Origin of the sequence: Changchengzhania lutea, assembly GCF_006974145.1 — a bacterium.
Taxonomy (GTDB): Bacteria; Bacteroidota; Bacteroidia; order Flavobacteriales; family Flavobacteriaceae; genus Changchengzhania; species Changchengzhania lutea.
The window spans coordinates 2,319,218-2,343,806 of sequence record NZ_CP039456.1 but is presented as its reverse complement, the minus strand read 5'-3'; the positions used below and the strand labels follow the sequence as shown (position 1 = coordinate 2,343,806).

Annotated in this window: 24 protein-coding genes and 1 pseudogene; 5 read left to right on the top strand and 20 right to left on the bottom strand. The window is 33.6% G+C overall.

The annotated features are described in order from the left end of the window. Position 1 precedes the first annotated feature (1 nt). The gene (locus tag FAF07_RS10610) at positions 2–751 is read left to right on the top strand and encodes an SDR family oxidoreductase (protein WP_142785085.1); all 750 of its coding nucleotides are present in this window, start codon (positions 2–4) and stop codon (positions 749–751) included. 96 nt (positions 752–847) lie between these two features. Here FAF07_RS10610 and FAF07_RS10605 read toward each other — a convergent pair whose 3' ends face one another. From FAF07_RS10605 to FAF07_RS10595, 3 genes are read right to left on the bottom strand one after another with little or no spacing between them, the layout of a single operon-like run. Then, a complete protein-coding gene (locus tag FAF07_RS10605) occupies positions 848–1,624 on the bottom strand; it encodes an SDR family NAD(P)-dependent oxidoreductase (protein WP_142785084.1) in 777 nt (258 codons plus the stop codon). Beyond that, the gene (locus tag FAF07_RS10600; RefSeq protein ID WP_142785083.1) at positions 1,617–2,471 is read right to left on the bottom strand and encodes a fumarylacetoacetate hydrolase family protein; all 855 of its coding nucleotides are present in this window, start codon (positions 2,469–2,471) and stop codon (positions 1,617–1,619) included. Before FAF07_RS10600 ends, FAF07_RS10605 begins: the two co-directional genes overlap by 8 nt. Before the next feature lie 11 nt (positions 2,472–2,482). Continuing rightward, positions 2,483–4,456: a sialate O-acetylesterase gene (locus tag FAF07_RS10595; protein ID WP_142785082.1), complete on the bottom strand. Its 1,974-nt coding sequence runs from the start codon at positions 4,454–4,456 to the stop codon at positions 2,483–2,485. A gap of 403 nt (positions 4,457–4,859) precedes the next feature. On the opposite strand from FAF07_RS10595, the gene FAF07_RS10590 reads away from it, so the two are divergent. Next, positions 4,860–6,185 carry a vanadium-dependent haloperoxidase gene (locus tag FAF07_RS10590; RefSeq protein ID WP_142785081.1) on the top strand — a complete coding sequence of 442 codons (1,326 nt, stop codon included), beginning with the start codon at positions 4,860–4,862 and terminating at the stop codon, positions 6,183–6,185. 497 nt (positions 6,186–6,682) lie between these two features. Here FAF07_RS10590 and FAF07_RS10585 read toward each other — a convergent pair. The 5 genes and pseudogenes from FAF07_RS10585 to FAF07_RS10565 form a co-directional block, all read right to left on the bottom strand. After that, positions 6,683–7,537: pseudogene (locus tag FAF07_RS10585) on the bottom strand (IS982 family transposase); the annotation flags it as partial. A 249-nt stretch (positions 7,538–7,786) separates the two neighbouring features. Continuing rightward, the gene (locus FAF07_RS10580) at positions 7,787–8,179 is read right to left on the bottom strand and encodes a tyrosine-type recombinase/integrase (protein WP_246067822.1); all 393 of its coding nucleotides are present in this window, start codon (positions 8,177–8,179) and stop codon (positions 7,787–7,789) included. Between the two features lie 340 nt (positions 8,180–8,519). Beyond that, a complete protein-coding gene (locus FAF07_RS10575) occupies positions 8,520–9,119 on the bottom strand; it encodes a DUF1989 domain-containing protein (protein ID WP_142785079.1) in 600 nt (199 codons plus the stop codon). Between the two features lie 7 nt (positions 9,120–9,126). Continuing rightward, positions 9,127–9,843, bottom strand: coding sequence for a guanitoxin biosynthesis heme-dependent pre-guanitoxin N-hydroxylase GntA (gntA, locus tag FAF07_RS10570; RefSeq protein WP_142785078.1), 717 nt, complete (start codon positions 9,841–9,843; stop codon positions 9,127–9,129). A gap of 97 nt (positions 9,844–9,940) precedes the next feature. Next, positions 9,941–10,393 (bottom strand): ferritin-like domain-containing protein, encoded by a 453-nt coding sequence (locus tag FAF07_RS10565; RefSeq protein WP_142785077.1) that lies wholly within the window; start codon positions 10,391–10,393, stop codon positions 9,941–9,943. A 288-nt stretch (positions 10,394–10,681) separates the two neighbouring features. Here FAF07_RS10565 and FAF07_RS10560 point away from each other — a divergent pair, with 288 nt between their 5' ends. After that, a complete protein-coding gene (locus tag FAF07_RS10560) occupies positions 10,682–12,817 on the top strand; it encodes a catalase (RefSeq protein WP_142785076.1) in 2,136 nt (711 codons plus the stop codon). A 135-nt stretch (positions 12,818–12,952) separates the two neighbouring features. Here FAF07_RS10560 and FAF07_RS10555 read toward each other — a convergent pair whose 3' ends face one another. From FAF07_RS10555 to FAF07_RS10515, 9 genes are all read right to left on the bottom strand, one after another. Further along, positions 12,953–13,531 carry a PhnA domain-containing protein gene (locus FAF07_RS10555; RefSeq protein WP_142785075.1) on the bottom strand — a complete coding sequence of 193 codons (579 nt, stop codon included), beginning with the start codon at positions 13,529–13,531 and terminating at the stop codon, positions 12,953–12,955. A 128-nt stretch (positions 13,532–13,659) separates the two neighbouring features. After that, positions 13,660–14,487, bottom strand: a complete 828-nt coding sequence (locus tag FAF07_RS10550) for a hypothetical protein (RefSeq protein ID WP_142785074.1) — start codon at positions 14,485–14,487, stop codon at positions 13,660–13,662. Between the two features lie 182 nt (positions 14,488–14,669). Further along, positions 14,670–15,032 carry an MmcQ/YjbR family DNA-binding protein gene (locus tag FAF07_RS10545; protein WP_142785073.1) on the bottom strand — a complete coding sequence of 121 codons (363 nt, stop codon included), beginning with the start codon at positions 15,030–15,032 and terminating at the stop codon, positions 14,670–14,672. Between the two features lie 34 nt (positions 15,033–15,066). Further along, positions 15,067–15,465 (bottom strand): GNAT family N-acetyltransferase, encoded by a 399-nt coding sequence (locus FAF07_RS10540; protein ID WP_142785072.1) that lies wholly within the window; start codon positions 15,463–15,465, stop codon positions 15,067–15,069. Further along, positions 15,462–16,076: a DUF4230 domain-containing protein gene (locus FAF07_RS10535; RefSeq protein WP_142785071.1), complete on the bottom strand. Its 615-nt coding sequence runs from the start codon at positions 16,074–16,076 to the stop codon at positions 15,462–15,464. The genes FAF07_RS10540 and FAF07_RS10535 overlap by 4 nt, the downstream gene beginning before the upstream one ends. Continuing rightward, the gene (locus FAF07_RS10530; protein WP_142785070.1) at positions 16,077–16,826 is read right to left on the bottom strand and encodes a cyclase family protein; all 750 of its coding nucleotides are present in this window, start codon (positions 16,824–16,826) and stop codon (positions 16,077–16,079) included. A gap of 11 nt (positions 16,827–16,837) precedes the next feature. Then, positions 16,838–17,968, bottom strand: a complete 1,131-nt coding sequence (gene hemW, locus FAF07_RS10525) for a radical SAM family heme chaperone HemW (RefSeq protein WP_394344975.1) — start codon at positions 17,966–17,968, stop codon at positions 16,838–16,840. Positions 17,969–18,044: 76 nt separating this feature from the next. Next, positions 18,045–18,647: a crossover junction endodeoxyribonuclease RuvC gene (gene ruvC / locus FAF07_RS10520; RefSeq protein WP_246067687.1), complete on the bottom strand. Its 603-nt coding sequence runs from the start codon at positions 18,645–18,647 to the stop codon at positions 18,045–18,047. Further along, on the bottom strand, positions 18,640–19,287 hold the full coding sequence (locus tag FAF07_RS10515; RefSeq protein WP_185956423.1) for an outer membrane beta-barrel protein: 648 nt from the start codon (positions 19,285–19,287) through the stop codon (positions 18,640–18,642). Before FAF07_RS10515 ends, ruvC begins: the two co-directional genes overlap by 8 nt. A 70-nt stretch (positions 19,288–19,357) precedes the next feature. Here FAF07_RS10515 and FAF07_RS10510 point away from each other — a divergent pair, with 70 nt between their 5' ends. Together FAF07_RS10510 and FAF07_RS10505 are read left to right on the top strand one after the other, a co-directional pair. Beyond that, positions 19,358–20,293 carry a lysylphosphatidylglycerol synthase domain-containing protein gene (locus tag FAF07_RS10510; protein ID WP_246067686.1) on the top strand — a complete coding sequence of 312 codons (936 nt, stop codon included), beginning with the start codon at positions 19,358–19,360 and terminating at the stop codon, positions 20,291–20,293. Then, a complete protein-coding gene (locus FAF07_RS10505; protein ID WP_142785068.1) occupies positions 20,290–21,426 on the top strand; it encodes a glycosyltransferase family 2 protein in 1,137 nt (378 codons plus the stop codon). Before FAF07_RS10510 ends, FAF07_RS10505 begins: the two co-directional genes overlap by 4 nt. On the opposite strand, the gene FAF07_RS10500 is transcribed toward FAF07_RS10505, so the two are convergent. The 3 genes from FAF07_RS10500 to FAF07_RS10490 form a co-directional block, all read right to left on the bottom strand. Further along, positions 21,427–21,903 (bottom strand): hypothetical protein, encoded by a 477-nt coding sequence (locus FAF07_RS10500; RefSeq protein ID WP_142785067.1) that lies wholly within the window; start codon positions 21,901–21,903, stop codon positions 21,427–21,429. It lies immediately after the preceding gene. A 492-nt stretch (positions 21,904–22,395) separates the two neighbouring features. After that, entirely contained in the window at positions 22,396–24,006 is a 1,611-nt protein-coding gene (locus FAF07_RS10495; RefSeq protein ID WP_142785066.1) for a M56 family metallopeptidase, read from the bottom strand. Positions 24,007–24,008: 2 nt separating this feature from the next. Continuing rightward, positions 24,009–24,368: a BlaI/MecI/CopY family transcriptional regulator gene (locus FAF07_RS10490; protein WP_142785065.1), complete on the bottom strand. Its 360-nt coding sequence runs from the start codon at positions 24,366–24,368 to the stop codon at positions 24,009–24,011. Between the last annotated feature and the right edge of the window lie 221 nt (positions 24,369–24,589).

Genomic DNA, 24,589 nt, shown 5'->3' with positions numbered 1-24,589 from the left:
TATGGCAAATAGAAATATAATTATTACTGGAGCAGCAAAGGGTATTGGAAAAGCTTGTGTAGAATATTTTTTGAATGAAAACGATTGTATTATTGCTTTAGATAAAGATGAAATGGCGTTAAAAAAACTAACAGATCACCAGAATTTACATTGTTTCACTTGTGATGTATCAGATGGGAATGCTGTAAAAGAAACCATTTTAAAAGCGATTGAAACGGTTGGCGAGATAGATGTTTTAATAAATAATGCAGGTATTCAAAAGTATTCATCAGTTACAGAAACTGAAGAGGATGACTGGGATTTAGTGATGAATGTTAATTTAAAAAGTACTTTTTTATGCGCTAAATACACGATTCCTTCTATGAATAAAAAAGGAAAAGGTGTGGTTATAAATGTATCGAGTGTTCAAGCGTTTATTAGTCAAGAGCGAGTCGCTGCGTATACCACTTCTAAAACTGCTATGCTGGGTTTAACACGAAGTATTGCTATAGATTATGCGCCGAATATACGTTGCGTTGCCGTTTGCCCAGGAACTGTTGATACGCCTATGCTTCGCGATGCCATTCAAGAAAGTGACAATCCAAAAAAGGTGTATCAAGAATGTATAGATATGCATTTAAGCAAACGTATTTGCCCGCCAGAGGAAGTTGCAGCTCTTGTTGGGTTTTTAGCAAGCGATAAAGCAGGTTCTATTACTGGGCAAGCATTTAGGGTAGATGGTGGATTGGGTATTCATATTGGTGGGAATTAATTTTTTAGATTAAAGATCGCTTTGCTGTTAGAATCCATAATCAAGACTGATTGATACTTTTTTGTTATTTTGAATCTTATTCAATAACAATCAGAATTAAGTATTTAATGTTAAAAAACCTCCATCAATTGGGTAGAAGCTACCTGTAACAAAAGCGGCTTCATCTGAGCATAAATAGGCAATTAAACTAGCTATTTCATTAGGTTTTCCCATTCTGCCAATCGGTTGGGTTTTAGATAGCTTTTCAAACATTTCAGTTTCCTTACCAGGATAGTTTTGATTCAAATAGTTATCTACAAATGGCGTGTGTACACGACCAGGGCCAACAGCATTACAGCGAATGTTATAAGCAACATAATCTTTTGCTATAGAAAAAGTTAAAGAATACACAGCGCCTTTACTTGCGGTATACGCAAAACGATCTGCTAAACCAACCAATGAAGCTACCGAAGCCATATTCACAATGGAGCCACCGCCAGACTTTTTTAATAATGGAATAGCAAAGTGCAAACAACTGTATACGCTTTTTACGTTAACGTTGTAGATTTTATCCATGTCTTGTGGCGTTGTATTTTCAACATTCCCAATATGAGCAACACCAGCATTATTAATAAGGATATCAAGACTTTTTGATCGGTTGAATATACTTTGAAATAGTTCGCCAACTTTTTCATGATTGGTTAGATCACAATGATGAAAAAAGGCGTTTGCTTTATTTTGTTGAATCGTTTTTGCAACACGTTTTCCGTTTTCTTTATCTATATCTAAAACATGAACGGTGGCACCTTGTTTTGCTAAAACATGACAAACACTTTCGCCAATACCCTTCCCTCCTCCAGTTACTATAGCTACTTTATTAGTTAAATCAATCATATGAAACGAACTTTTGCTGTTGAGTTCCTAATCCTTCAATGGATAAAACCACTTCGTCTCCTCGTTTTAAGTAAATAGATGGATTAAATCCTAACCCAACACCAGGAGGTGTTCCCGTCGAAATTAAATCACCAGCTTCTAGTTGCATGAATTGAGAGAGATAATATACAATATAATCAGGTTTGAAAATCATGTGTTTGGTGTTTCCATTTTGCATAGATTTACCATTTACAGAAAGTGTCATGCCTAAATTCAATATATCATTAATATCTTCTTTTAGTACTAAATAAGGTCCAACTGGAGAAAACCCAGGGCAAGATTTTCCTTTAACCCATTGCCCTTCTTTTTCTAATTGAAATTCGCGTTCAGACACATCATGAACCAAAGTATAACCAGCAATATGCTGTTCGCCTTCTGCTTCATTGTTCAACATATAACAATCTTTATTAATAACAATTCCTAACTCGACTTCCCAATCGGTTTTGGTGCTTTTTGGAGGAATAAAAATATCATCATTTGGTCCAGAAAGCGTATTTGTAGCTTTCATAAAAAGTACAGGTTCTTTGGGTGTTTCCATACCAGATTCTTTTACATGATCCGAATAATTTAAACCAATACACATAATCATTCCTGGTCTTGCAATAGGACTTCCAAGTCGGATAGAATTATTTATTTTAGGAAGTGATTGCTGATTTTTTGAAACGATTTCTTTTAGTTTTGAAAGACCATTATTTTGAAAGAAATTATGATTCCAATCTTCAAAATATTGCGAGCAATCGTAACGATTATCATGTATTTCTATTCCTGGTTTTTCTGAACCTTTTTCTCCGTATCTGATTAATTTCATAGTGATAGTTTTTAAAATCTATATGGACTGAAAAAATATTTTGCGTCTGCTGTACTTAATTTGAATGTATCTGTTCTAAATGGAAGCGCCGGTAATTTTTCTGTGTTTACTAAGTCTAAGTCCCCTGGATTATCCGACCATGCATAGCGTACATATTTTGGATTTTTAATGTTTTTTGAAAACACAATGACTTCGTTGTTTTCTTTCAAATAAGCTTTAGCCCATTCAAAAACACCGTCTTCACCAGCAATGGCAAAACCACGCAAATAGCCATGTTTATCCAAGCTTTTTAGTTGACTGCCAAAGGTATTCATCTTAATAATAATTTTATCAGCTTCTGAAATATGACTTTTATAAGAAGGGCTTCTTAAAAGTTTACCATTGTAATTATCGTACATTACTAATTGCCCCAATCGTTTACCAACATCCATTTTGTTGGTTGGATGTATATCGTTTGCAGCACCAATATCAATGGTTGTAATTACATCAACATGTTCCATTTTTGCAGCATTGGTTTGACTTTCTCTTATTTCTGCCCATTTACTATCTGTTGGTAGCGTATCTTCTTGTTTGTAATTCGCCAACTGCACAATGTAAAAAGGCATATTTGGATTGTTCCATTTTGTGCGCCAATCGGTAATCATAGTTTTTAAAAGTTGTTCGTATTCCACAGCGCGATTTTCATTAGCTTCACCTTGATACCAAATAACACCTTTAATTGGTAAATCATGAAGCGGTGCAATGCTACCGTTATACAGCAGCGTCGGGTATGAAAACAAACTACCATTTACCACTTTTGGCGTTGGAAATTTTGATGTATCAATAGTTCGTCCTTTTTTATATTTCCACTCACCATTTCTAATGTTATTTCCCCAAAATGCATTGGTATGCATGCCTCCTTTTCCTTCAACATCAAACACACGAACCGCTATTGTGTTTCTTTTTTCTCTTAAAATACCTTTTGGAACTACATAATTTCTAAAATTCATATTCCCAAAAGTTTCGCCTACTTTCTGTCCATTTACCCATGTGATATCGTAATCATCAATTTGAGATAAACCTAAAGTAAAATCTTTTTTAAATTGTTCCTTTTTTAAATCGAAAGTTCTTCGAAACCAAAAACTACCATCATGATTTTTGTAACCAAAATCTTCAAAAAACGCAGGTATATTTACAGTTTTCCAATTGGAATCATCATAATTATCAGCGTGCCATTTTTCATCTAAACCAATTCCTTTTAGGTAATGTTTTTTATCCCATTCTTTTCTGAATACCTCTAATTCTTTGTTAATAGTTTCAAAGTTTTTATTTGTTTTTGAAATATCGTTGGTAACTTCATCAAACTGCGAAAACTGTTTTAACGCACCTAAACTCATCCAAGTTTCAATAGTGGTGGCACCTAAATTACTGCTCACCAAACCAATAGGAACATCTTGATTTTCGACTAAATGCCTTCCGAAAAACCAACCTGTTGCACTGAAATTCTGAGCGTTTTCTATAGTGCCCTCTAACCAATACACAACACTTACATCATCTTTAGGCAAATAGTCTGTGCCAATGCCAACAGCTCCCAAACGTAGTTTTGGGTACTTCATTTTTGCCGTGTCCTTTTCGGTATAATTTATCATTTTAATAGAATACTGCATATTAGATTGACCTGCACATAACCACAAATCTCCAATCAAAATATTATCCAATACCTTATTTTCTTTTCCTTTGAAGGACAGTGTAAACGGCCCTCCATAGGACATAGGATTCAGAACAACGTTAAAATCACCTTTTTTATCAGTTTTTAATTTGTGCACCTGATCTTTTATAGTAATTTTAAGAGTTTCATTGGGCTGTGCTTTGCCTTTAATAGGAATGGCTTTATCGCGAGGCAATACCATATTTGAAGTAAATATTTTTGGTAATTCTATCTGACCGAAAGTTACAATTGGAGATATAATTGCAATTAATAAGAAGTATTTTATTAGTAATTTCATTTTATTAGTAATTCTCTGATTTCAAGAAAAGCATCATTGGTATTTCTTAATTGTTCATGTTGTTTTATTAATTCTGTTTTCATTTTGAACATAATTATGGAGAATACCACCATAAATTCCCCTTGTTTGCTATGAATGCTCGTTTAACATGATGAAAAGGATGTTGGGTCTTCCTTCTATTTCTTTATTTTCTATTTGACAAGAAACCATGTAAATTCTTGAAAACAGAAAGAAATTCCGATGAATTATATGTTTCAAATCTATTGCCTTTTAGAGGGTTTAAGATAAGTAATTTTTGGTATGTACATACATACTAAATAATAATTTATGAATGAACTTATATTTTTGTGTGTTTTTGTTTAATTTGGCATTTTATTAAGATAAATTGATGATTCAAGATTTCATGAAAAAGGCTATAATTTTTTCTATGTTTATGTGCTTATTTTTGGGATGTAAGGCAGAAAGAGAACCTATTAATGTAACTCCTAAAGATCTTCATAGCGCCATAGATAAAGTTGTAGGTATTATGGTAAACGATATCTTTTCACCTCCAGTTGCCAGCAGAATTTTTGTGTATCCTAATATTGCAGCCTATGAAATTATGGCTCAAAACAATTCAAATTATAACTCATTGCAAGGTCAAATAACAGATTTAAAATCTATTCCGAAAGTAGATAGCGAATTAGTGAATTATAATTTAGCAGCGTTAATCGCTCATTTGGAAGTCAGTAAAACTTTGGTATATTCTAAAAATATAATGCAAAATTACAGCGACAGTTTGTACACGTTATGGTCGTCAAAAAACAAGAAGGAATTTGAGGCTTCAAAAAATTATGCGATGCAAGTGGCTGACCATATTAATACATGGAAAAATACAGATAATTATACTGAAACACGTACAATGCCTCAATATGTTGTTAATCAAAAAAATCCTGCGCGATGGCAAAAAACACCACCTGCTTTTATGGATGGTATTGAGCCACATTGGAATAAATTAAGACCATTTGTTATTGATTATTCAGCTCAGTTTAAACCTATTCCACCACCTGAATTTTCGATGGATAAAAGCTCTTTATTTTACAAAGAATTAAAAGAAGTTTATGATATAAGTAATGCCATTACAGAAAATGGTGATGCTTCAGAAGAAGTAGAAATTGCCCAATTTTGGGATTGTAACCCTTATGTTTCTGTAACTAGAGGACATTTAATGTTTGCGGTAAAAAAGATTACTCCAGGAGCACATTGGATTGGTATTTGCAAGATTGCATGTAACGAGTCTAACTCAAGTTTTGAAGATACCATTTTTACTTATACTAAAACTTCTATTGCTATTGCTGATGCTTTTATAAGTTGTTGGGATGAAAAATACCGATCTAATTTAGTGAGACCAGAAACATTAATCAATAAACATTTTGATGAAAACTGGAAACCTATTCTACAAACGCCGCCTTTTCCTGAATATACGAGTGGGCACTCTGTAGTTTCTGGTGCTGCAGCAATAATATTAACTTCAATTTTTGGTGATAATTTTGCTTTTGATGATGATACTGAAGTGAAGTATGGATTACCTATAAGAAGTTTTGAATCATTTAATAAAGCTGCTGATGAAGCTGCTATAAGTAGAATGTATGGAGGTATTCATTACAGAGAAGCAGTTGAAGTTGGTCTAAGACAGGGTAGAAATTTAGGGGGTTTTGTGATTGAAAACCTTAAAATGAAAGTCAATTAATAACTATTTTATCAATCAATAATTTTGATGTTTTTCCAGGACGGATCATGCCATTACCTTAAGGTTCTTTGTCAGGTTTCTGTTCTAGTAATAACTAGAAATATCATTTATGATTGTTTAATTCTAATGAATTTAAGCATATTTAAGACCACTTATGCTAATTGAACAGCATATCTGTATGATATTGGTACTTTATAAATTAATAATGAGGTATTAATAGTAGCTTATTATAATTAACATCAATGAAACTGTATGTATCTATATACACACTTTAAGTGCATCTTTATTTTATAATTATAATCCTGAATTACTATATGAGTTTAGTTATTCGAGAGTATATTTCAGCACGGTCAGAATTTGAATAGATCTTCGTTAATATTGGGAATAAAAGCTATTCGGCTATAATCGATCTGCTGTTGCCTATAAAAACTGGATAGATTTACTCTAAACCTGAGTTCGACATAAGGATTTAGTAAAAAAAGAGCTAACTGCGCTGTATTTTCTGTTTCAAATTTAATGCTTGGTTTCTTTTCTTGAAACGAATAAGCTATAAGGCTAGCGACCAAATTAGTAATAAAATTGCCAAAACTTCTATGTCTAGAATGTTCAGCCTGGGTTATGTTTTTCAGCTGGTCATTTATAGTCTCTATAACGGATCGTTTTCTAAGCAATATTTTATCTCTCATAGTCATCATTACATTTTTCATGTTGTTTCTAATGCCCGTTATCAGATGCAACCCTTGATCGAACAATAATGCTGAGAGTTGCTTGGATATATAGCCTTTATCAGCATATAAATTACCGAATATATTCTTTAAGAAGTTATCTTGTTTCAGAGGAGTTCTGTCATCAACATTAGCCTGAGTAATAATAAAATCAAGCAGTTCCCCTTTATCGTTTATAATGATATTGAGCTTAAATCCATAAAACCAACCCATGGTAGATTTACCAATGGTCGCAATATCTTTAAATACCTTATTTTTCTTTATTCTTTTTTTATTGCATGCACGTATTGGTGTAGAATCTATAAAAGATATCCCTGTACACTCGCCTAAACAACAGGTCTTCATATATAGCGTTAATGGCAGCAAATTGGACTGCATTAACTCAACAAAACGATTATAAGAAACTGTGATTGGAAACTCTTCTTGAAGTTCTTTTCGAACATAGTTAACATAGAAGTGCTTAAAGGTTCTTATGCCACTTAAGTGGAACAGAACAGTTATGGGTACTATCTCACTAGTAGACATCTTAAATTTACGTTTTCTTCTCTTTTTTCCTGTGGAAAGTTGACGTTTTGCTAGAGCGGGATCAAAAACAAGACAGAAATCATAAGCAGAATTATTTTTAATGTATTGAATTCCAATGATTTAATATGTTAAATATTCTGCTTTTTCTATCCTAAAAACTTGCTTTTCTTACGTCGAACTCAGGTTCTAAACAATAATTTTTTTGGAATAGTTCTTCAGCTAGAAACTCAATAAATATGCGAGGAAAAATGAAAATAATTTTATTGATTTTTTAGTGTTCAATTTAACTATTGACTATTTAGAAAATCAATTATTGCCTCTAAAACTTTATCTGCATTTTTAGGAATAAAATTACCTTGATATCCTGGTAGTGCTAAGATGAGTATGCCTATATGATTTTTGAAGCATTTGGGGTGAAACTTTGCCGCCAGCAATATTTCCAAAGCTATGTCTAGCTATGTGATTAGTGATTTTTTTATCTATTTCAGCTAATTCTGAAATCGTTTTAAGGTTTGAATTGAATCTTTTAATTGAAGATTTTATTCTTGAGTAAATGTCTTTAGAACCCTTATGTGAAACGGTTTTAAGTTCAAGAAAAATGTAATTAGAGCTTGACTTTTTATCTTCTTTATAATACTTTATAATAATTTGATTAATTACTAATGGTATTTTTAAAGAATCCACTTTGTCGTTTTTACTCATTTTATAATGGATTCTATCACCAATGACATCGCTACATCGCATTCTCAAAACATCAGAAATTCGAACTCCTGCCAAATAAAAGGAAAAGAGAAATACATTTTTAGTATGTCATATAAGTGTATCTTCTTTTAAATCTAGGCCTTCAATTTTTTTAATTTTATCTCCATCAAGACCAATTTTTACAGTCTGCGGGTATTTTATATAACTAGTTTTTTAATTAGCGAAGACTTAGGTGCGTATTCTCACCGTTTACTGTAAAGAAAAGTGTTAAATCCAGTTTACACACCATAAGTCCAATACAAATAGAATTGTGTTTGTTCATCCCCTCTTTTGAAATGGCTGTATGAAAATGTATTAAGTAAGATATATTGAATAGCTGGATTTAAACGTCTGGTTTCGTGTCAATACAAAATTCAATAGGCTTAAACGTACCGCCATTACTGTCCTCCGCGGAGCATGCAGTTAGCCCTACAATTAAATTCTGTAAAGCTTCAAATTGAATATAGTCTCCAGCCACACTTGTTGGCGGCAAGACTGATAATTTGCCTTGATTATCAAAAACCACATTCATAAATATATTAAAGGCATTTGGGATATCATCTTTCTCTATATTAAACTGCTCTAGATTTTTATATAAATTCTCAAAACAGCTAGGATGATAGCCCTCGTAATCGTACATAATTTTAAAGGTCTCAGGACTGCATGGAGCTAAAAGAAAGTCGTTTCTACCATTGGTATCCGCCAGTATGCGCATCATTTTATTCGATCGGTTGCTCCAAAGGTAGTTGTCTTTTGTTATGAGAATGGATTCTTCAAAATCCATAGTTTTTCCAGAAGAAATTTTCTCTTTTATATGTTCACTATTAAACAAAACCATGTCGCTCACTTGACCTCCCTTTGGATCGATTACGGTAAGAAGGCTGCCTTTTTTGATTTCGAAAGCAGCACCTTTTTGAGGTTGAATGATATGTTTTTCTATCATAATTTAATTATGGTTTTACGCTAAATGGACATTTCCAACTAGCATCATTATGCTTTCCTGAATATTGCATGGCCTCACTCATTTTGCCAAAATCATTTAGAACTGGATTGACAGAACCACTAAAGACTTTATCCCTTTTTCTAATATGATTTCTCACATTATTATAAAGACCGTGTTCTCTTAAACGTTCAAATTGCCAATGCAAATTAAATACCAAAATAGGGAATTCGGTTTGTCTTGCTTTTCTGGAACTTTTGGGGTGCAAGCCAATTATATAAAAGGCGTGGCCTTTTATGCTAAAACTAAAATCGACATTACTTGGATCATTAGATACGGTAGGGTCCCACGGTTTATCGTCATATCTATTAATCAAAGTTAGAAGTTCCCACAAGGTATCTTCAAAATGTGTTTCACTATCAAATGAAATTTGAGGAAATGCGGCCGCATAAGATTCGAAACGATCCGTCTTAAAATCGTAGCCTTCGATATATTTGTGAATATTCTTTAGTAAGTTTTTCGCTGTGTCTTCAGAATTAAAGTCTTCGTAGGTATCATAGGCTAATTTGTCCTGTTTTATCATGGATTGGGCCATAACACAAGGATGGTCGGCATCCACAACAAATGCATTCATAATCTGTTTCACATCGACGTTTTTGCCAGATGCGCTTTCCGTTCGATTTTGTATCGTATTACTATGTTTTTTTATAATTGTAGAGGGAAGCATAAAATAATTCTCGTAGTTAAAATATTTTACTGTATCTAAATGTGCTTAATTAAAAAGCCCAAATACTTTTAATACAGTCTTTGAGCTTTATAGGATGTTATAGAATGTCTTCTAGGTAATCTGCTTTATTACAGCTTGCTTGGATAGCACTACGCTGTTTTTGTAAAACTTGTTTTGTTGAAGAATCAACCGTGCAACTTTCTAGAACATCATCATAATCTTCTAAGGCTGCTTTTTCACCATTGCGAACTTCCTCTAACATAGACTCTTCGTTGTCTGTAGAAAATAGTGCTTTAGTATCCATCCAAACTCTATGAAGCCTTCCAGCAACACTCCCATCTTTTTCCTCAACTTGCATACCGTTAGCTACGAGACTGTTTCTTAATTCAGATCTAAAACCCCTTCTTTCCTCAGCTTTACTTTTGAAAAAACTTTTTAAACGTGTGCTATCAACATTTTCACACGCTTTTTCAAATCCCTTTTCAGCGTCGTAAGCTTTCTCTAATAAATCGTTTAGCTTATTCTCTGTACTCTCATTAAATATTCCCATAATTAAATTCTTTTTCTATGCAGCAAAATGATTGATGCTTATTGCTTACATCTTTTGTTCCATACAAAATTAAGGGTCAAGTATATCGGAAACTATCGCAAATAATAGAAATTTTGACTCGTAAGAATAATAAGATTAAAAGGGTTTTAAATATTGAAAGATCGAATTTAAAATTTTACTGTTTACAATGATAAATGGTATGATAGAGACAAAAATTGGTGGTATCGAGTTATTTATTCGTTTTACTCTTTCTTAATTTTCCGTACATAAAAATAAACCTCGGAAACTATGGCTAGCAAAAAAAAAGGCAATTCTAAAAAGCAAGATCAACTAGATGATTTTATTGTAGATGGAAAAGATCAAACACTTACCTCACGGCAAGGTGTTAAAGTAAACGACACTAATAATTCCTTGAAATCTGGTGAGCGGGGTTCAACCTTATTGGAAGATTTTCTGCTTAGAGAAAAAATAACAAGTTTTGATCATGAGCGCATTCCAGAGCGTATCGTTCATGCTAGAGGAAGTGGAGCCCATGGTTTTTTTGAACTTTACGAGTCGCAAGATAAATACACAAAAGCTGAACTGTTTACTGATACTAAAAGGAAGACGCCTGTATTTGTACGATTCTCAACTGTTGCTGGATCCAAAGGCTCTCCAGACTTAGCGCGTGATGTGAGAGGTTTTGCTGTGAAGTTCTATAATGAAGAAGGTACTTGGGATTTAGTAGGAAACAATATGCCCATATTCTTTATTCAAGATGCTATGAAGTTTCCTGATTTAATTCATGCTGTGAAACCAGAACCCAATAATGAAATTCCACAGGCGGCTTCTGCCCATGATACATTTTATGATTTTATTTCTTTAACAACGGAAACTCTACATAACCATATTTGGGCAATGAGCGATCGCGCCATCCCAAGGAGTCTTCGAATGATGGAAGGTTTTGGAATCCATACGTACAGACTTATAAATAAAAAAGGGGAATCGCACTTTGTAAAATTTCATTGGAAACCGGTATTAGGAGTCCATTCGGTGACATGGGATGAGGCTGTTAGAATCAATGGTGCCGATCCCGATTTCCATCGTCGTGACTTATGGGAAGCTATCGAAATGGGACAGTTTCCAGAGTGGGAACTAGGCTTCCAAATAATTCCTGAGGAAGATGAACATAAATATGATTTTGATATTTTGGATCCTACCAAGTTAATTCCAGAAGAAATGGTGCCCGTACAAATTGTTGGCAAAATGACATTGAATAGAAACCCAGAGAACTTTTTTGCTGAAACCGAGCAAGTGGCGTTTTTACCTGGGAATATTATTCCTGGAATCGATTTTAGCAACGATCCGTTATTACAAGGACGATTATTCTCTTATAGAGATACGCAATTATCAAGATTAGGGAGTCCTAATTTTCATCAAATCCCAATCAATAAGCCGTTGGCTCAATCGCATCACAACCAAAGAGACGGTCACATGCAAACAGAAATATCTAAAGGACAAACAGCTTATTTTCCTAACACATTAGGAGGCGGCTGTCCGCATTTAGCAAAAATTTCTGAAGGGGCTTTCCATAGTTATGAAGAGCGGATAGATGCCAAAAAAATAAGATCCCGAAGCACAAGCTTTAGCGACCACTTTTCTCAACCAGCATTGTTTTACAGAAGTTTACAAGAATGGGAACAGCAACATGTTATCGACGCTTACTCGTTCGAATTAGGAAAAGTAAATCATGACCATATAAAGAGTAGAATGCTTTGGCTGATAAAACAAATTAACAATGACTTGGCAAAGAGCGTCGCTGATAATTTAGGAATGAAAATTCCTAAAACCATTGATAATCCCATCAATCAAGCAATTGGAGCAGACGCCACGGTAAAGGATTTCCAACCTTCAAAAGCCAAAAATTATCTTGATGAATCACCAGCATTAAGTCAGAGCAATACAAAATTTGAATCTATTGCAACCCGACAGGTGGCTGTTTTAGTATCCGATGGTTTTTCTTTTGAAGATTTTGACAAGGTTCGGAAAGCACTAGAGAATAAAAATGCTGTAGTAAAACTTGTGGCATCTCATGGGGGCACTGTAAAGTGCGATAATAAAAAAGATCACAAAGTAGATACCTCTATTGATACGACCGAGAGTGTTCTTTTTGATGCTATTTATATTCCTGGTGGAAAAAAATCTATAGATGCTATGACTAAAGTTGCCAAATTCGAGAAATTTGTTTTAGAGACTTTTAAACATTGCAAGGCCATTGCAGCAGATAACGAAGGAGAAACATACCTCAGAAATACACGAATTGATGACTATTTGGATGACGATAAGGCCATATTCATCAACTGTGAAGTTCAGGATTTTATTAAGGCAATAGCGAATCATAGAAATTGGGAGCGGATGCCTGCAACCAAGTCTATAGCGGTTTAATGAAATTTTGAGTTTTTTGAAAAGCCGTATTGACAATCTGGTAAAGGCTAGCCTGATTCAATTCAGTAAATCCAATTTCAACAGACAGTTTAGATCCAGTAAACAGATGAGTCCGAGACAATATAAAAAGAGTCCTTAAGTTTTCTTTACGTATTTGGTGATAATCACAATTTGTTGCGGCCCAACTTTACCTTCAATATATTCTGCATTTTCATAATCTAACCGAATATTTCTAACAGCCGTACCTTGTTTAGCAACCAAGCTTGTCCCTTTTACTTTTAGGTCTTTTATTAAAACAACCGAATCACCATTTTCTAGAATGACACCATTAACATCCCTATGGATTATTTTGTTGGCAGCCTCCTCATGCTCGCCAGTGGCGCGCGCTAAAGCTAATGCGTCATCATCTAAATACATCATGTCCAGTAAATCTTTAGGCCAACCTTCGTTACGCAGCCTTTGAAGCATTCTCCAAGCCATAATCTGAACTGGAATATGCTCACTCCACATGCTATCGTTTAGACATCGCCAATGATTTGAATCCATATCTGTATTGCCTTCAATTTGATCATAGCAATTACCACAAACCAATACGTCATTCGCCACGTTTTCATTTAATGACGGCGGAATGGTATATTGTTTTAAACCTTCGGTTGACGTACATAATTCGCAGGTGTTGTTGCTTCGTTCTTGTAATGTGTGCAATACGCTCATGGGCTGTTATTTTAATTTTGCAATAATACATTTAAAAAGCAGGGTTCACAAGTCTGTGTTTAGGGATGTTTCTTTAAAACAAGAAAAGGACACATTGAGCGTCCTTTTCTATTAATTATTACAGTAATTTATTTGGAAAGATCATGTATATATGTGTATACATAATCACCATGAACACCTGTAAAATATTTAGCCCAAGCTTTTCCTTTTGCTCTATTGGCTTCATTATCTGGAAAGGCTTCTTCCATTAATTCGTCATCTCTATCAAACATTTTATCTAAATCTGCCAATGAATCCAAATAAAAAGCTTCGATATACTCTGTTTTATCTGAGCCCCAAGCATGTACATTTGGATAATATGCTTTAACGTATTGATTTTTTTGTACAATAGTAGCATTTCCTTCCATTCTTAATTTTTTAAACTCTTCATTTGTGCCGTCTTCAGGAAATGCAAAATAACTTTTTTTCACGTAGCAAACCATATCCTTTGTTGGTCTTTCGTCCATAAATTTGCCTCCTGGTATAGGCGCATAAATTTCATCTGAATGCTCATTTGCATAATACGAATTTAGATTTTTTAAGAATACTTTTCTCTTTGCTTCATCTGGCCATGCGGCTTTTTCCAGCTCGGCATTCCTGTCTCCAAACTTGCCCATATCTTCCCAAGTGGCAAACGTTTGTACTGAAAGAAACTCGCTATTGTCCGCCGTCATATTATGTAAATACATAGAAGACCCCAATATAAATTCATTTTTCATGGTTACTTTTTCTAAATATTCTTTTTCAGCAGCTTTCCATTCAGACATTTTAAAATCTTTCTTATCCATATTCCAATGATTGGTAGTCACAGTAATGAACTCTGGAATTTTGGGAGCGTCGTCTTGCGCAACAATAGTTGTACTAAATAGCAAAAGCGTAAGCACTATTGCTGTAAAAAATTGGTTGGTTGTTTTCATAATTTGTCAAAAATTAAAGTTTATTAAATTAAATAAATGAATACTACTTTAAGATTTGGGACAACAAAAAAACTAAGATTTAGAACAATCTTTTATGCGCTATTAAATTCATGGTTATGAATTAGGAGAATATAAATGTACAACAATAAACTAATCTTATTGTCTAAAAGCAATAAACCTTTCTATATTAAGCTATCCCTTAACTTTTTAGTCATGCCTTTTACCACCATATCGTAAGAATGATCTATAAGTTCCAAAATAAATTGTGGCTTTAATTCACCTTCGTGAATATAAACACTGTTCCATTGCTGCTTATTCATGTGCCAACCAGGTTTTATGCTGCTATAGGTCTCTCGGAGTTCCAAAGCATAATCTGGATCACATTTTAAGTTGATAAAACCATTTCCAGCTTCCCATTTTTCTAAGGACGCCAAAGCAAACATTTTTTCCAACACTTTAAAGACTAAAGTGTCCTTATCAAAAGGAAAGTGTTCAGTCACTCCCTTTTTACTTAAACAATAATCTCTGTATTGCTCTATATTCATGTTTTTAAATTAATGAACGGTTTGATTTAATAGATTATAACAGGCGTTCCATTATTTTTTCTGAATGCTTAATTGTCGTATAGCCATATTGTTGATACAGATTATGAGCATCAGATGTTTTTAACATCCAAACTTTACAGGACTGAAGTTTTGGTTCTTCATTAACGGCTTTCATTAATTCCTTGGAATACCCATTGCCTTGATGTTCTGGCAAAATAAATACATCCATAAGATATGCAAATACAACGTAATCGGTTACCACCCTGGCAAAGCCAATTTGTGCTCCGTTTAAATACACTCCAAAACACAAGCTATGATTGATAGACCTTTCCACTTCTTTAAGTGTCCTTCCTTTCGCCCAATAGGCTGTTTTTAAAAAATTATGAATAATATCTTTTTGAAGCTTTCCTTTATCAATAGATATTTCAATCATTTCTCTTTTACTTCTTTAATACTTTCTTCATCAATCTTCAACGCCGAATAATCCAGTTTCCATCCTATGGTTTGCACAATGGTTTCTATAAGCAAAATACTTTCTAAGGCCTCTTTTTGTGCCAGTTGCAATAAGCCACTTTCTGGAATTTTTGCCTTTATATGTGCTTTGGCTTCGGCCTGCAAACCCGTTAGATCTTGAGCAGCAAACCGATTAAAATAGCCCTCTTTTTTGTCGTAATAATTCAAATTTGTTTCAATAGATAAAACCTCCGGTTGGGGAAAATCTTCGAGAATAACTTGCTTTCTTTCGGTATCGGCTTTTAATCTAATTTTAGACAAATCGTAGCCTATATGAGCTTTTGCATTTATAACAACCAGTGCCTTTTTTCGACTTGCCACCAGTTTTAAAAAGAGTTCTTTTACATTTTCGTAGTGGTATATTTCAGCAAAGTCGCCTTCCACCGTAATAAATTTACAAACGGTTTTAATCTTTTCTAAAAGCACCACAGATTGTGCATTTACTAGCTCCTTTCTTTTAAGTGATTTAAGATAGGTAATCACACCCAAACTAGCTAAAACACCAACTATAAGTCCTAAAAATCCTTCCATTTATGCTATGATTTTATATAAAATTGGTTTGCTTGGTGATGCATCATTTTCAAAAGGTGCTATTTGTAAATTTAAAAAATAAGCGCCGTCTTTTACTTTATTGGGTACATAAATAAGCTCTGTAATAGTGCAATTTTTCCGTAGATTGCCTCCATAATTCCAAAAAATTTTATGCGCCAACAATTCGCCTCCATCTTTTTCTCTATCTACACTTGGTAAATCTATAAGCAGATGTTTAATCCCTTTATTTACTAAATAATTCATGGCATCCTCTTGAAAATAGCTCCAATTCGTATGCGAATATTGCCTAGATAATTTATCCTTCGTATTAGGAATGGTTCTAATAACCACAGCATCCCGTCTTTTGCCACCTAAAGCAGATTCTAATTGTTTTCTGGAAATCACCTTGTCTTTCAAATAATTTTCTGGCGCCACGGTAATGACTTCGGCATGAAAAAAGAATTTTTTCAAATATTCATTTATGGAATATACTTCCTCAGTAATATGTCCAACACATTCGGTATGTGTGCCATGAGCATGCGGATTAAAATAGATATTATTGAAATTAATACTGGCGCCTTCTTTTACACTTGCCACCCACTCCCCATCTTTTTCGGGTTCTATTTTTGGTTCATTGACATACCACGCGTTGACATTATTTTTGGATGCTCTAAGCGGCATTGAAATATCTAAAGGTTCTGAAAAATCAATCTTATAAGACCTTAAGTCTTTTTTTATTATGGCTATCATACTCAAATATACTAAATCATAAACAGTTCTGAAGCCATTCCATCTACCAAAAATTCACCTTTATTTGTGACTATTAATTTATGATCTTCGAGACTTAACAACTCTTTTACAATGTATTTATTTGCCTCATGCAAAAGATGTTCCGAATAGCTTGCCCCGAAATTGGTGTCTATCTTTTCAAGTGATACACCCCAAATGGTGCGCAGCCCCGTCATGATATATTCGTTAAATTGGTCTTTTTTTGATAAGATTTCAGATTCATTCGGTAATTGGTTATTCTGAAGTGCATGTATATATTTTGAATTATTGGACACATTCCAACTTCGTTTATTTCCATAAAAAGAATGTGCTGAAGGACCAATACCCAAATAGGGTTTCCCTTGCCAATAACTGGTATTATGTTTTGAAAAGTAATTAGGCTTCCCAAAGTTTGAAATTTCATAATGCACAAAACCTGCAGCTTCCATCTTTTTTACTAAATGATTAAAATGCGCCAGTGCCAAGACTTCATCTAGAGGTGGATATTTCCCGGTTTTAATAAAGGTATCTAAGGCCGTTTTAGGTTCTACTGTCAAGGCATAGCTAGAGATATGATTTACGCCATAACTAAGAGCTGTTTCGATATTAGTATTCCACTTCTCCAAAGTCATATCTGGGATTCCATAAATTAAATCGATGGTTATATTGTTGAAATGCTGACTTGCCATGGACAAGCATGCCTTCGCTTCTTTAGCATTATGTGCCCGATTCATACTTTTTAAATCGTCTTCAACAAATGACTGTATCCCAATGCTCAACCTGTTAATTGGACTTTTAGACAAGTATAGTATGACATCATTTGTTAAATCATCGGGATTAGCTTCTAAAGTAATTTCTGGATTAGGAGCGACTTCATAATTTTTATAAACTGAATGTATTATTAGCTCTAATTCAGATTTTGACAGCAATGATGGTGTACCACCACCAAAATAAATGGTTTCGATAATGTCGTTTTGAAGCTCATCTTTTCTAAGTTCCAACTCTTTTACCAACGATTGAATTAATACATCCTTCTTCTTTAATGAGGTTGAAAAATGAAAGTCGCAATAAAAGCACGCTTGCTTGCAAAACGGAATGTGGATGTAGATACCAGCCCCTCCCAACCTCCCCAAAGGGGAGGAACTGTCACTGTTGTTTTTGAGTTTCTTTTTGGTCAATATGATTTTATTAGAATTGCAACTAATTTTTCTTTTTGCGTAGATCCACAATAGTAGTTGTTTTTGCTCCCCCTTTGGGGGCTGGGGGGCTATTCTGCTTTACAAACGCATCCCAACCTGAATAGCTTTTACCCACAGTTATTTTACCAGAATTATAAAAATGACAAACTGCTGCGGCCAGACCATCAGTAGCATCCAAATTTTTTGGAAGTGTTTTTAAACCTAATAAACTTTGAAGCATTTTAGCCACTTGTTCCTTACTTGCGTTTCCATTGCCCGTAATGGCCATTTTAATTTTTTTGGGTAAATATTCTGTAATAGGAATTTCTCTACTTAAACCCGCGGCCATAGCAACCCCTTGTGCTCGACCCAACTTGAGCATACTCTGTACGTTTTTACCAAAAAACGGCGCTTCAATAGCAATTTCATCTGGGTTATGGGTGTCTATTAATTCAACAGTTCTTTCAAAAATCAGTTTGAGCTTTAAATAATGATCCTTATATTTTTTTAAATCCAACTCATTTAATTGCATAAAGGTCATGGTTTTACCTGTGACCTTGATAAGACCAAAACCCATAATGGTAGTGCCTGGATCAATCCCTAAAATAATACGTTCTTTATTCATTTTCACAATAATAACAACCACTTAGCGATATGGACGCTCCAACAGTTAAGGTTAAAAGGTTTCCATTGAATGATCCGAAACCTTCAGAAATCGGGCTAAACCCGTCACTAAATCCAAGAATATATGCGGTATCCAAATACAGGGTTAATTTATCTGAAATGCCGTAATGAAATTCAATTCCAGCCATGGCATTTAAAAAAGATGTATCATTTTGGGTGAAATTCCCAAGTGGCTTAATCATAGAAAACCCAGGGCCTACATGAGCGAAAGTTCCAAATCTTGAAGGCAAAAAATTAAAAATTTGTGATGCGTCATAGACCAGTTGCAGGTTCACCCTAGAGTAATTCAATTTAAAATCTTGAGCAAATTTCTGATTGGAGATTCTACTAAACCCATAGTCCAGTTTTGCTCCCAATGTCCTAGAAAACATGTACTGCACACCAAGATTAACTGTTGGAAAATTATAGGTTTGCCCCTCAAAACCAGACACAAAACCATCTCTGGAAGGGTTATTTAATCCTAAAGCCACTTGGGCTTTAATGCTGCTCGTGGCATTTTGTGCATAAGTACATATTATTCCCGATACCATTAGAATTATTGAAAACAGAACATTTTTATAAATTTTAAAAGTAGGAATCATAAATTATTATTGGTTAATTGCACAAATGATTATGTATAACAAGCTATCCTACAAAACTAAACAATTCTTTTTGGTACTTCTAAAAATAGGTGTGCTGGTTGGTGCTTTTTATTTTATTTACGACCGCCTTATAAATAATGATCTTTTAAGTTTTACTGATTTTTATAGTTTTACAATCAAAAATGATGCTTTTTCAGTAAAAAACATCATCTTTTTATTGATATTAAGTTTTTTTAACTGGTTTTTCGAAATTCTAAAATGGCAAATTTTGGTTGACCCTATTAAAAAACTGATCTTTCCGCAAGCCTCAGAACAAACATTAGGATCTTTAACGGCTTCATTATTGACGCCTAACCGCATTGGTGAATATGGAGCAAAAGCCATGTTTTCCGATCGCTTTAATAGAAGCCGGATTCTACTGATTAATTTATTAGGTAATATGTTGCAAATGTCTGTAACCCTACTTTTCGGAATGATTGGTTTTAGCATTTTTATTTCTCAAAATCCACTTCAGTTTAATTACTCTCAATTCCTAAAAGCAATTTTAATAATTTCCGGAATCCTTTGTTTTTTAATCATCCAGTTTCGATTTAAGAAACTCTCGATCAGAGGCTATTCATTGATTAAAATCAGGTCTTTTATTTCAAATTATCCAAATAAGAATACATTCGCAGGTTTTGGCTTGTCTGTTTTTAGGTATCTTATTTTTTCATTTCAATTTTACTTTATCTTACATATTTTAGGTGCAGAACTCAACTATTATGATGCTATGGTTGTGATTTCATCCACCTATTTATTATCGTCTATATTACCATCAATTTTTGTCTTAGACGTTATTATAAAAGGAAGTGTTGCGCTTTACTTGTTCACGCTTATTGGCATAAGTGACCTCGTGATATTAAGCGCAATCACCATCATGTGGCTGTTTAATTTTGTATTTCCCAGTATTTTAGGAAGCATGTATGTGCTGAAATTCAAACTACCTGTAAACTTAGAATCAACATGATATTAGCTAGCATTATTATATCCGTGTTATATGTCATCCTTATTGGAAGTTTCGTTTATGGTTTCGACAAAATTCCTGTCTTTACCTTGCAAGACCTCCCTAGCAAAACTAAATTCTCAGTCGTTATCCCTTTTAGAAATGAAGCTAAAAACCTACCTGCCTTGTTGTTATCTTTAAGCAAGTTGCAATATCCCAATCACTTATTTGAGATTATTTTGGTTGATGATGCCTCAGAAGATGACTCCGTTGCGATTATAAATACGTTTTTAAATGCAGATCACACACCACTTTCGCCTCATATTTCACTTATTAATAACCAACGTCATAGCAATTCTCCGAAAAAAGACGCTATTACTACAGCTATTAAGCATTCAAAGTACGAGTGGATTATAACTACCGATGCTGACTGTATGTTGCCTAAATTCTGGCTAGATAGTTATGATGAATGCATTCAAAACACAAATGCAAAATGTGTTATTGGACCAGTAAAACTGATGGGGACTTCACGATTTATAGATCGTTTTCAAATCTTGGATGTGGTGAGTTTGCAAGGCGTGACGATAGGTGGTTTTGGCATACATAAACCCTTTATGTGCAATGGTGCTAATTTTGCTTATAAAAAATCTGTATTTATAGAACTAAAAGGTTTTAATGGTAATGATGATGTGGCTAGCGGAGATGATATCTTTCTGTTGGAAAAGATGTCTAAGCTACATCCTGAATCTACACATTATTTAAAATCTGAACAGGCCATGGTGACTACAAAGCCAGAACCTACTTGGAAAAATATACTATCCCAACGTATTCGCTGGGCGTCTAAAACAACTACTTCCAATAATCTTTTCGGGAAATTAGTTGGACTCATCGTTTTACTTATGAATGCCTTGATTATAGCTACTTTATTACTATTTACGTTAGGCCTATTTAAAGCCAAGGTCCTGCTCTATATTTTGTTGATTAAATTTAATATTGATTTCTATTTAATTTATAAATCAGCAACGTTCTTTGATCAAAAACAGAATTTAAAAGATTATATCATAGCATTTATAATCTATCCTTTTTTCATTGTATTTGTAGCTATGGCATCCATGTTTACTAGCTACACTTGGAAAGGAAGACACTTTAAACGCTGATTATTGCACACTTATAACCAGTGGTAATTGAAACTCTGTCTTAACTTGTTGCCCACGTTTTACCGCAGGAAATGCTTTAGGCAGTTCATCTAAACTTTTCAAAAGTAAATTTTCGATATTTGGAATCTCTTGTCGGGTCAAACTGTCCATTTGAGACTTTAAAATGGACAAGTCGCCAGTTTCTGAAATATGAAATTTTAAATAAATGGTATCGTTGATATCTTCAGTTACTACAATATGTTCCTGTTGCAAATAATTGGAAATCCCTTGAGTAAGAATCTGTTGAAAGCAATCTTTCCTATCTATATTGGATGTTAAAGAATCACACTCAGAAAAACTGGGATATACATCGACCTCATTCCAATTAAAAGTTTTGAGCTCTTCTTCTAAAATCGCATCAGCAGATGTTTTTTTTACATTAAAATAGTCACAGGACCAAAGCGTGCTAATGATAAATAAAAAAACAATTCGTTTCATGGATTACAACTGAAACCGAAAAGTACAATTTTTTTTAGATTATTGTGTTATTCTTCATTCTCATTGGCGTTCAGAAATTGTTCTTTTTTAAGCTCGTCTAAGCGATGATTCGCAATAGAAGTAAACGCATAAGCCAAATTAGGATACACGGCTTCTTGATCTTCGTGTTGCTGGTAATATCTAATGGCAAGACTATAATTTCCATTTAATTACAAACTTATTAGCAACAGATATAACCGAAGACTTCGCTTCGGGTTTAATTTAAATGTTATACATAGTAAAAAAATTATAAACTTGAGTTCGATTAATATTCAAAATTTAACCAACTTTAATTTCAACAATAAATAATTCTTTTTTATATCCTGCAAGGTTTTATTTTGACCTTGTAGGTATTAGAATTACTCAAGATAAACCTACAAGGTTTTCAAAACCTTGCAGGATTTTAAGTTAAAAATTTATTAAACGATAATAAAAGTAGTAGAATGTTTCTAATCATAACTTACCCTCATCGATTTCAAAAATAATAGGTAACGAATAGGGTACATTCACCTTTTTACCTTGGTGTTCTCCTGGAATCATTTTCGGTAATGTTTTAATCACCCTAATTGCTTCTGCTTCCAACTCTGGATGTGGCGCTCTAGATTTTACACCGGTTATATTACCCTGATTATCAATTTTAAAAATAACATTGATGCGCTGTCTACCTGTTAAGTTTAATGTATTTGCAAGCTTAATATTGAAATTTTTATTGACATGGTCAGAAATATTTCTCGACATGCATTTTTTGCGTTCTTCATTATTTGTTAATGACTCGCAACCTGGAAAAACGGGGACTTCGTCAATAATTCCGAAGGGAATATCGACATCGTTAAGCACATCGCTAAAAAATGGATCATTGAGTCCGTTTTCATTCGTTAATACCAATAGCCCTTTTATGGCTTTCACATCAGCATCTGATAATTCACCATGGATTTGGATCTCGTCAAAAACGGCCGATATCTTTTTGACTAATTCCGTTTTTGGGGACATGGCATTATAATCGTTTACAGATTTTACTAATTCAGGATTTAATTCACTTTCTTTCATAATTTGAGTGAGTAAACCTAGTCCACGTTCCTCGGTTTCATTTATATCGCCTTGAATTTGAATTTGATTTTTTACCGCTTTAATTTTCTCAATGATTTCTGTAGTCACTTCTTCATTTATAGCGGAGTTTTCATCAACAGACTTACTGTTTTCTGAGCACGATGTATAAATAAGCATCCCAAGTATTATGGGTACTAAGAGAGCATACTTGAATAAATTAACTTGTTTTGATTTTGATTTTGATAACATAACGATTCGTTTTTTGATTAATGATTGTTTAAAAAATGGATTGATAAAGGAGACGTTTTTAGTCTCAAAGACTTGTGACAATAAATTTTGATAATAGTGCTGCTTATTTTGTTTTTTAATGGCGTTGGCATCTGCTATAAATTCATGAACCGTCATTATTTTCTGTTGATACATATAAACTAATGGATTGAACCAGAAGATGATCCTAAGGAATTCAAAAAACAATAAATCTAAACTGTGCTTTTCTTTGGCATGGATGTGCTCATGTTTTAAAATAGCATCCTTATCCTTAGTATCTATCAATTCTCCTAAAAAGATATAGTTGAAAAATGAAAAAGCCACAGTGCTTTTTAAAAGCGTCACTAAGGTGAAGTTACCTTCGTATATTTTTGGGTTATTGATAATTAGCGCCACAATTTCAATAAACTTATACAAGAAAATTATACCAGCCACTGCCATTCCTGAATACATGACGATTTCCCAAAGCGGCATAGATGTAGCCGTTGAATTTGAAATTAAAGAAGCAGCGTTATTTTCAATGATTCTTTTTTGACCAATAAACACTTCGGGTAATGCAATTATGAAGTTATCTGACACCACATTTTTAAAACCATCGATTTTTATAAAAGGAATAATCAATGATAAGACTGTGGTTATAAGTAAGTAGAATCTGTTATAGTTGAAAAATGTTTCCTTTTTTAAAAAAGCATCATAAATCACTAAGAAGAAAAGCTGAAAAACGACGGTTTGTATAATATACGGTATCATGGCTATTCATTTTTGTTAATATCCTTTAAAACGGATTCCAATTCATCTAGGCTGATATCATTTTTTTTCATAAAAAATGACACCATACTCTTAAAAGACCCTTGAAAGTAATTATCAACTAGTTTATTTATCGATTGATTACTATAGTCTTGCTTTATTACTAACGGAAAATAAATATGACCTTTGCCTTCCTTCTCATAATCGACAAACCCCTTATTTTCCAAAATCCTAACTATGGTCGATACCGTATTATATGCTGGTTTCGGCTCTGGGAATTGCTCAATAATGGATTTAACGTTTGCCTTTTTCAACTGCCATAAAATTTGCATGATATCTTCTTCGGCTTTTGTCAATTGTTTCATAGTTTTCGATTTATCGGTTTGATGCTATAAAATAATAAGCATAAACTTTCTACAAATATAACTAAATATTTAGTTTGAACTAATTTTTTAGTTATAAATACTGAAATTATAATCAGAAGTGAATTCCCATTAATGAATTTGACGGTGTTATTTTATTTTTTTTCACTAGCATCCGAAAGTTTTTAGAGAAAAGCAGAAATCATAGGTCTATCCCAATGTTT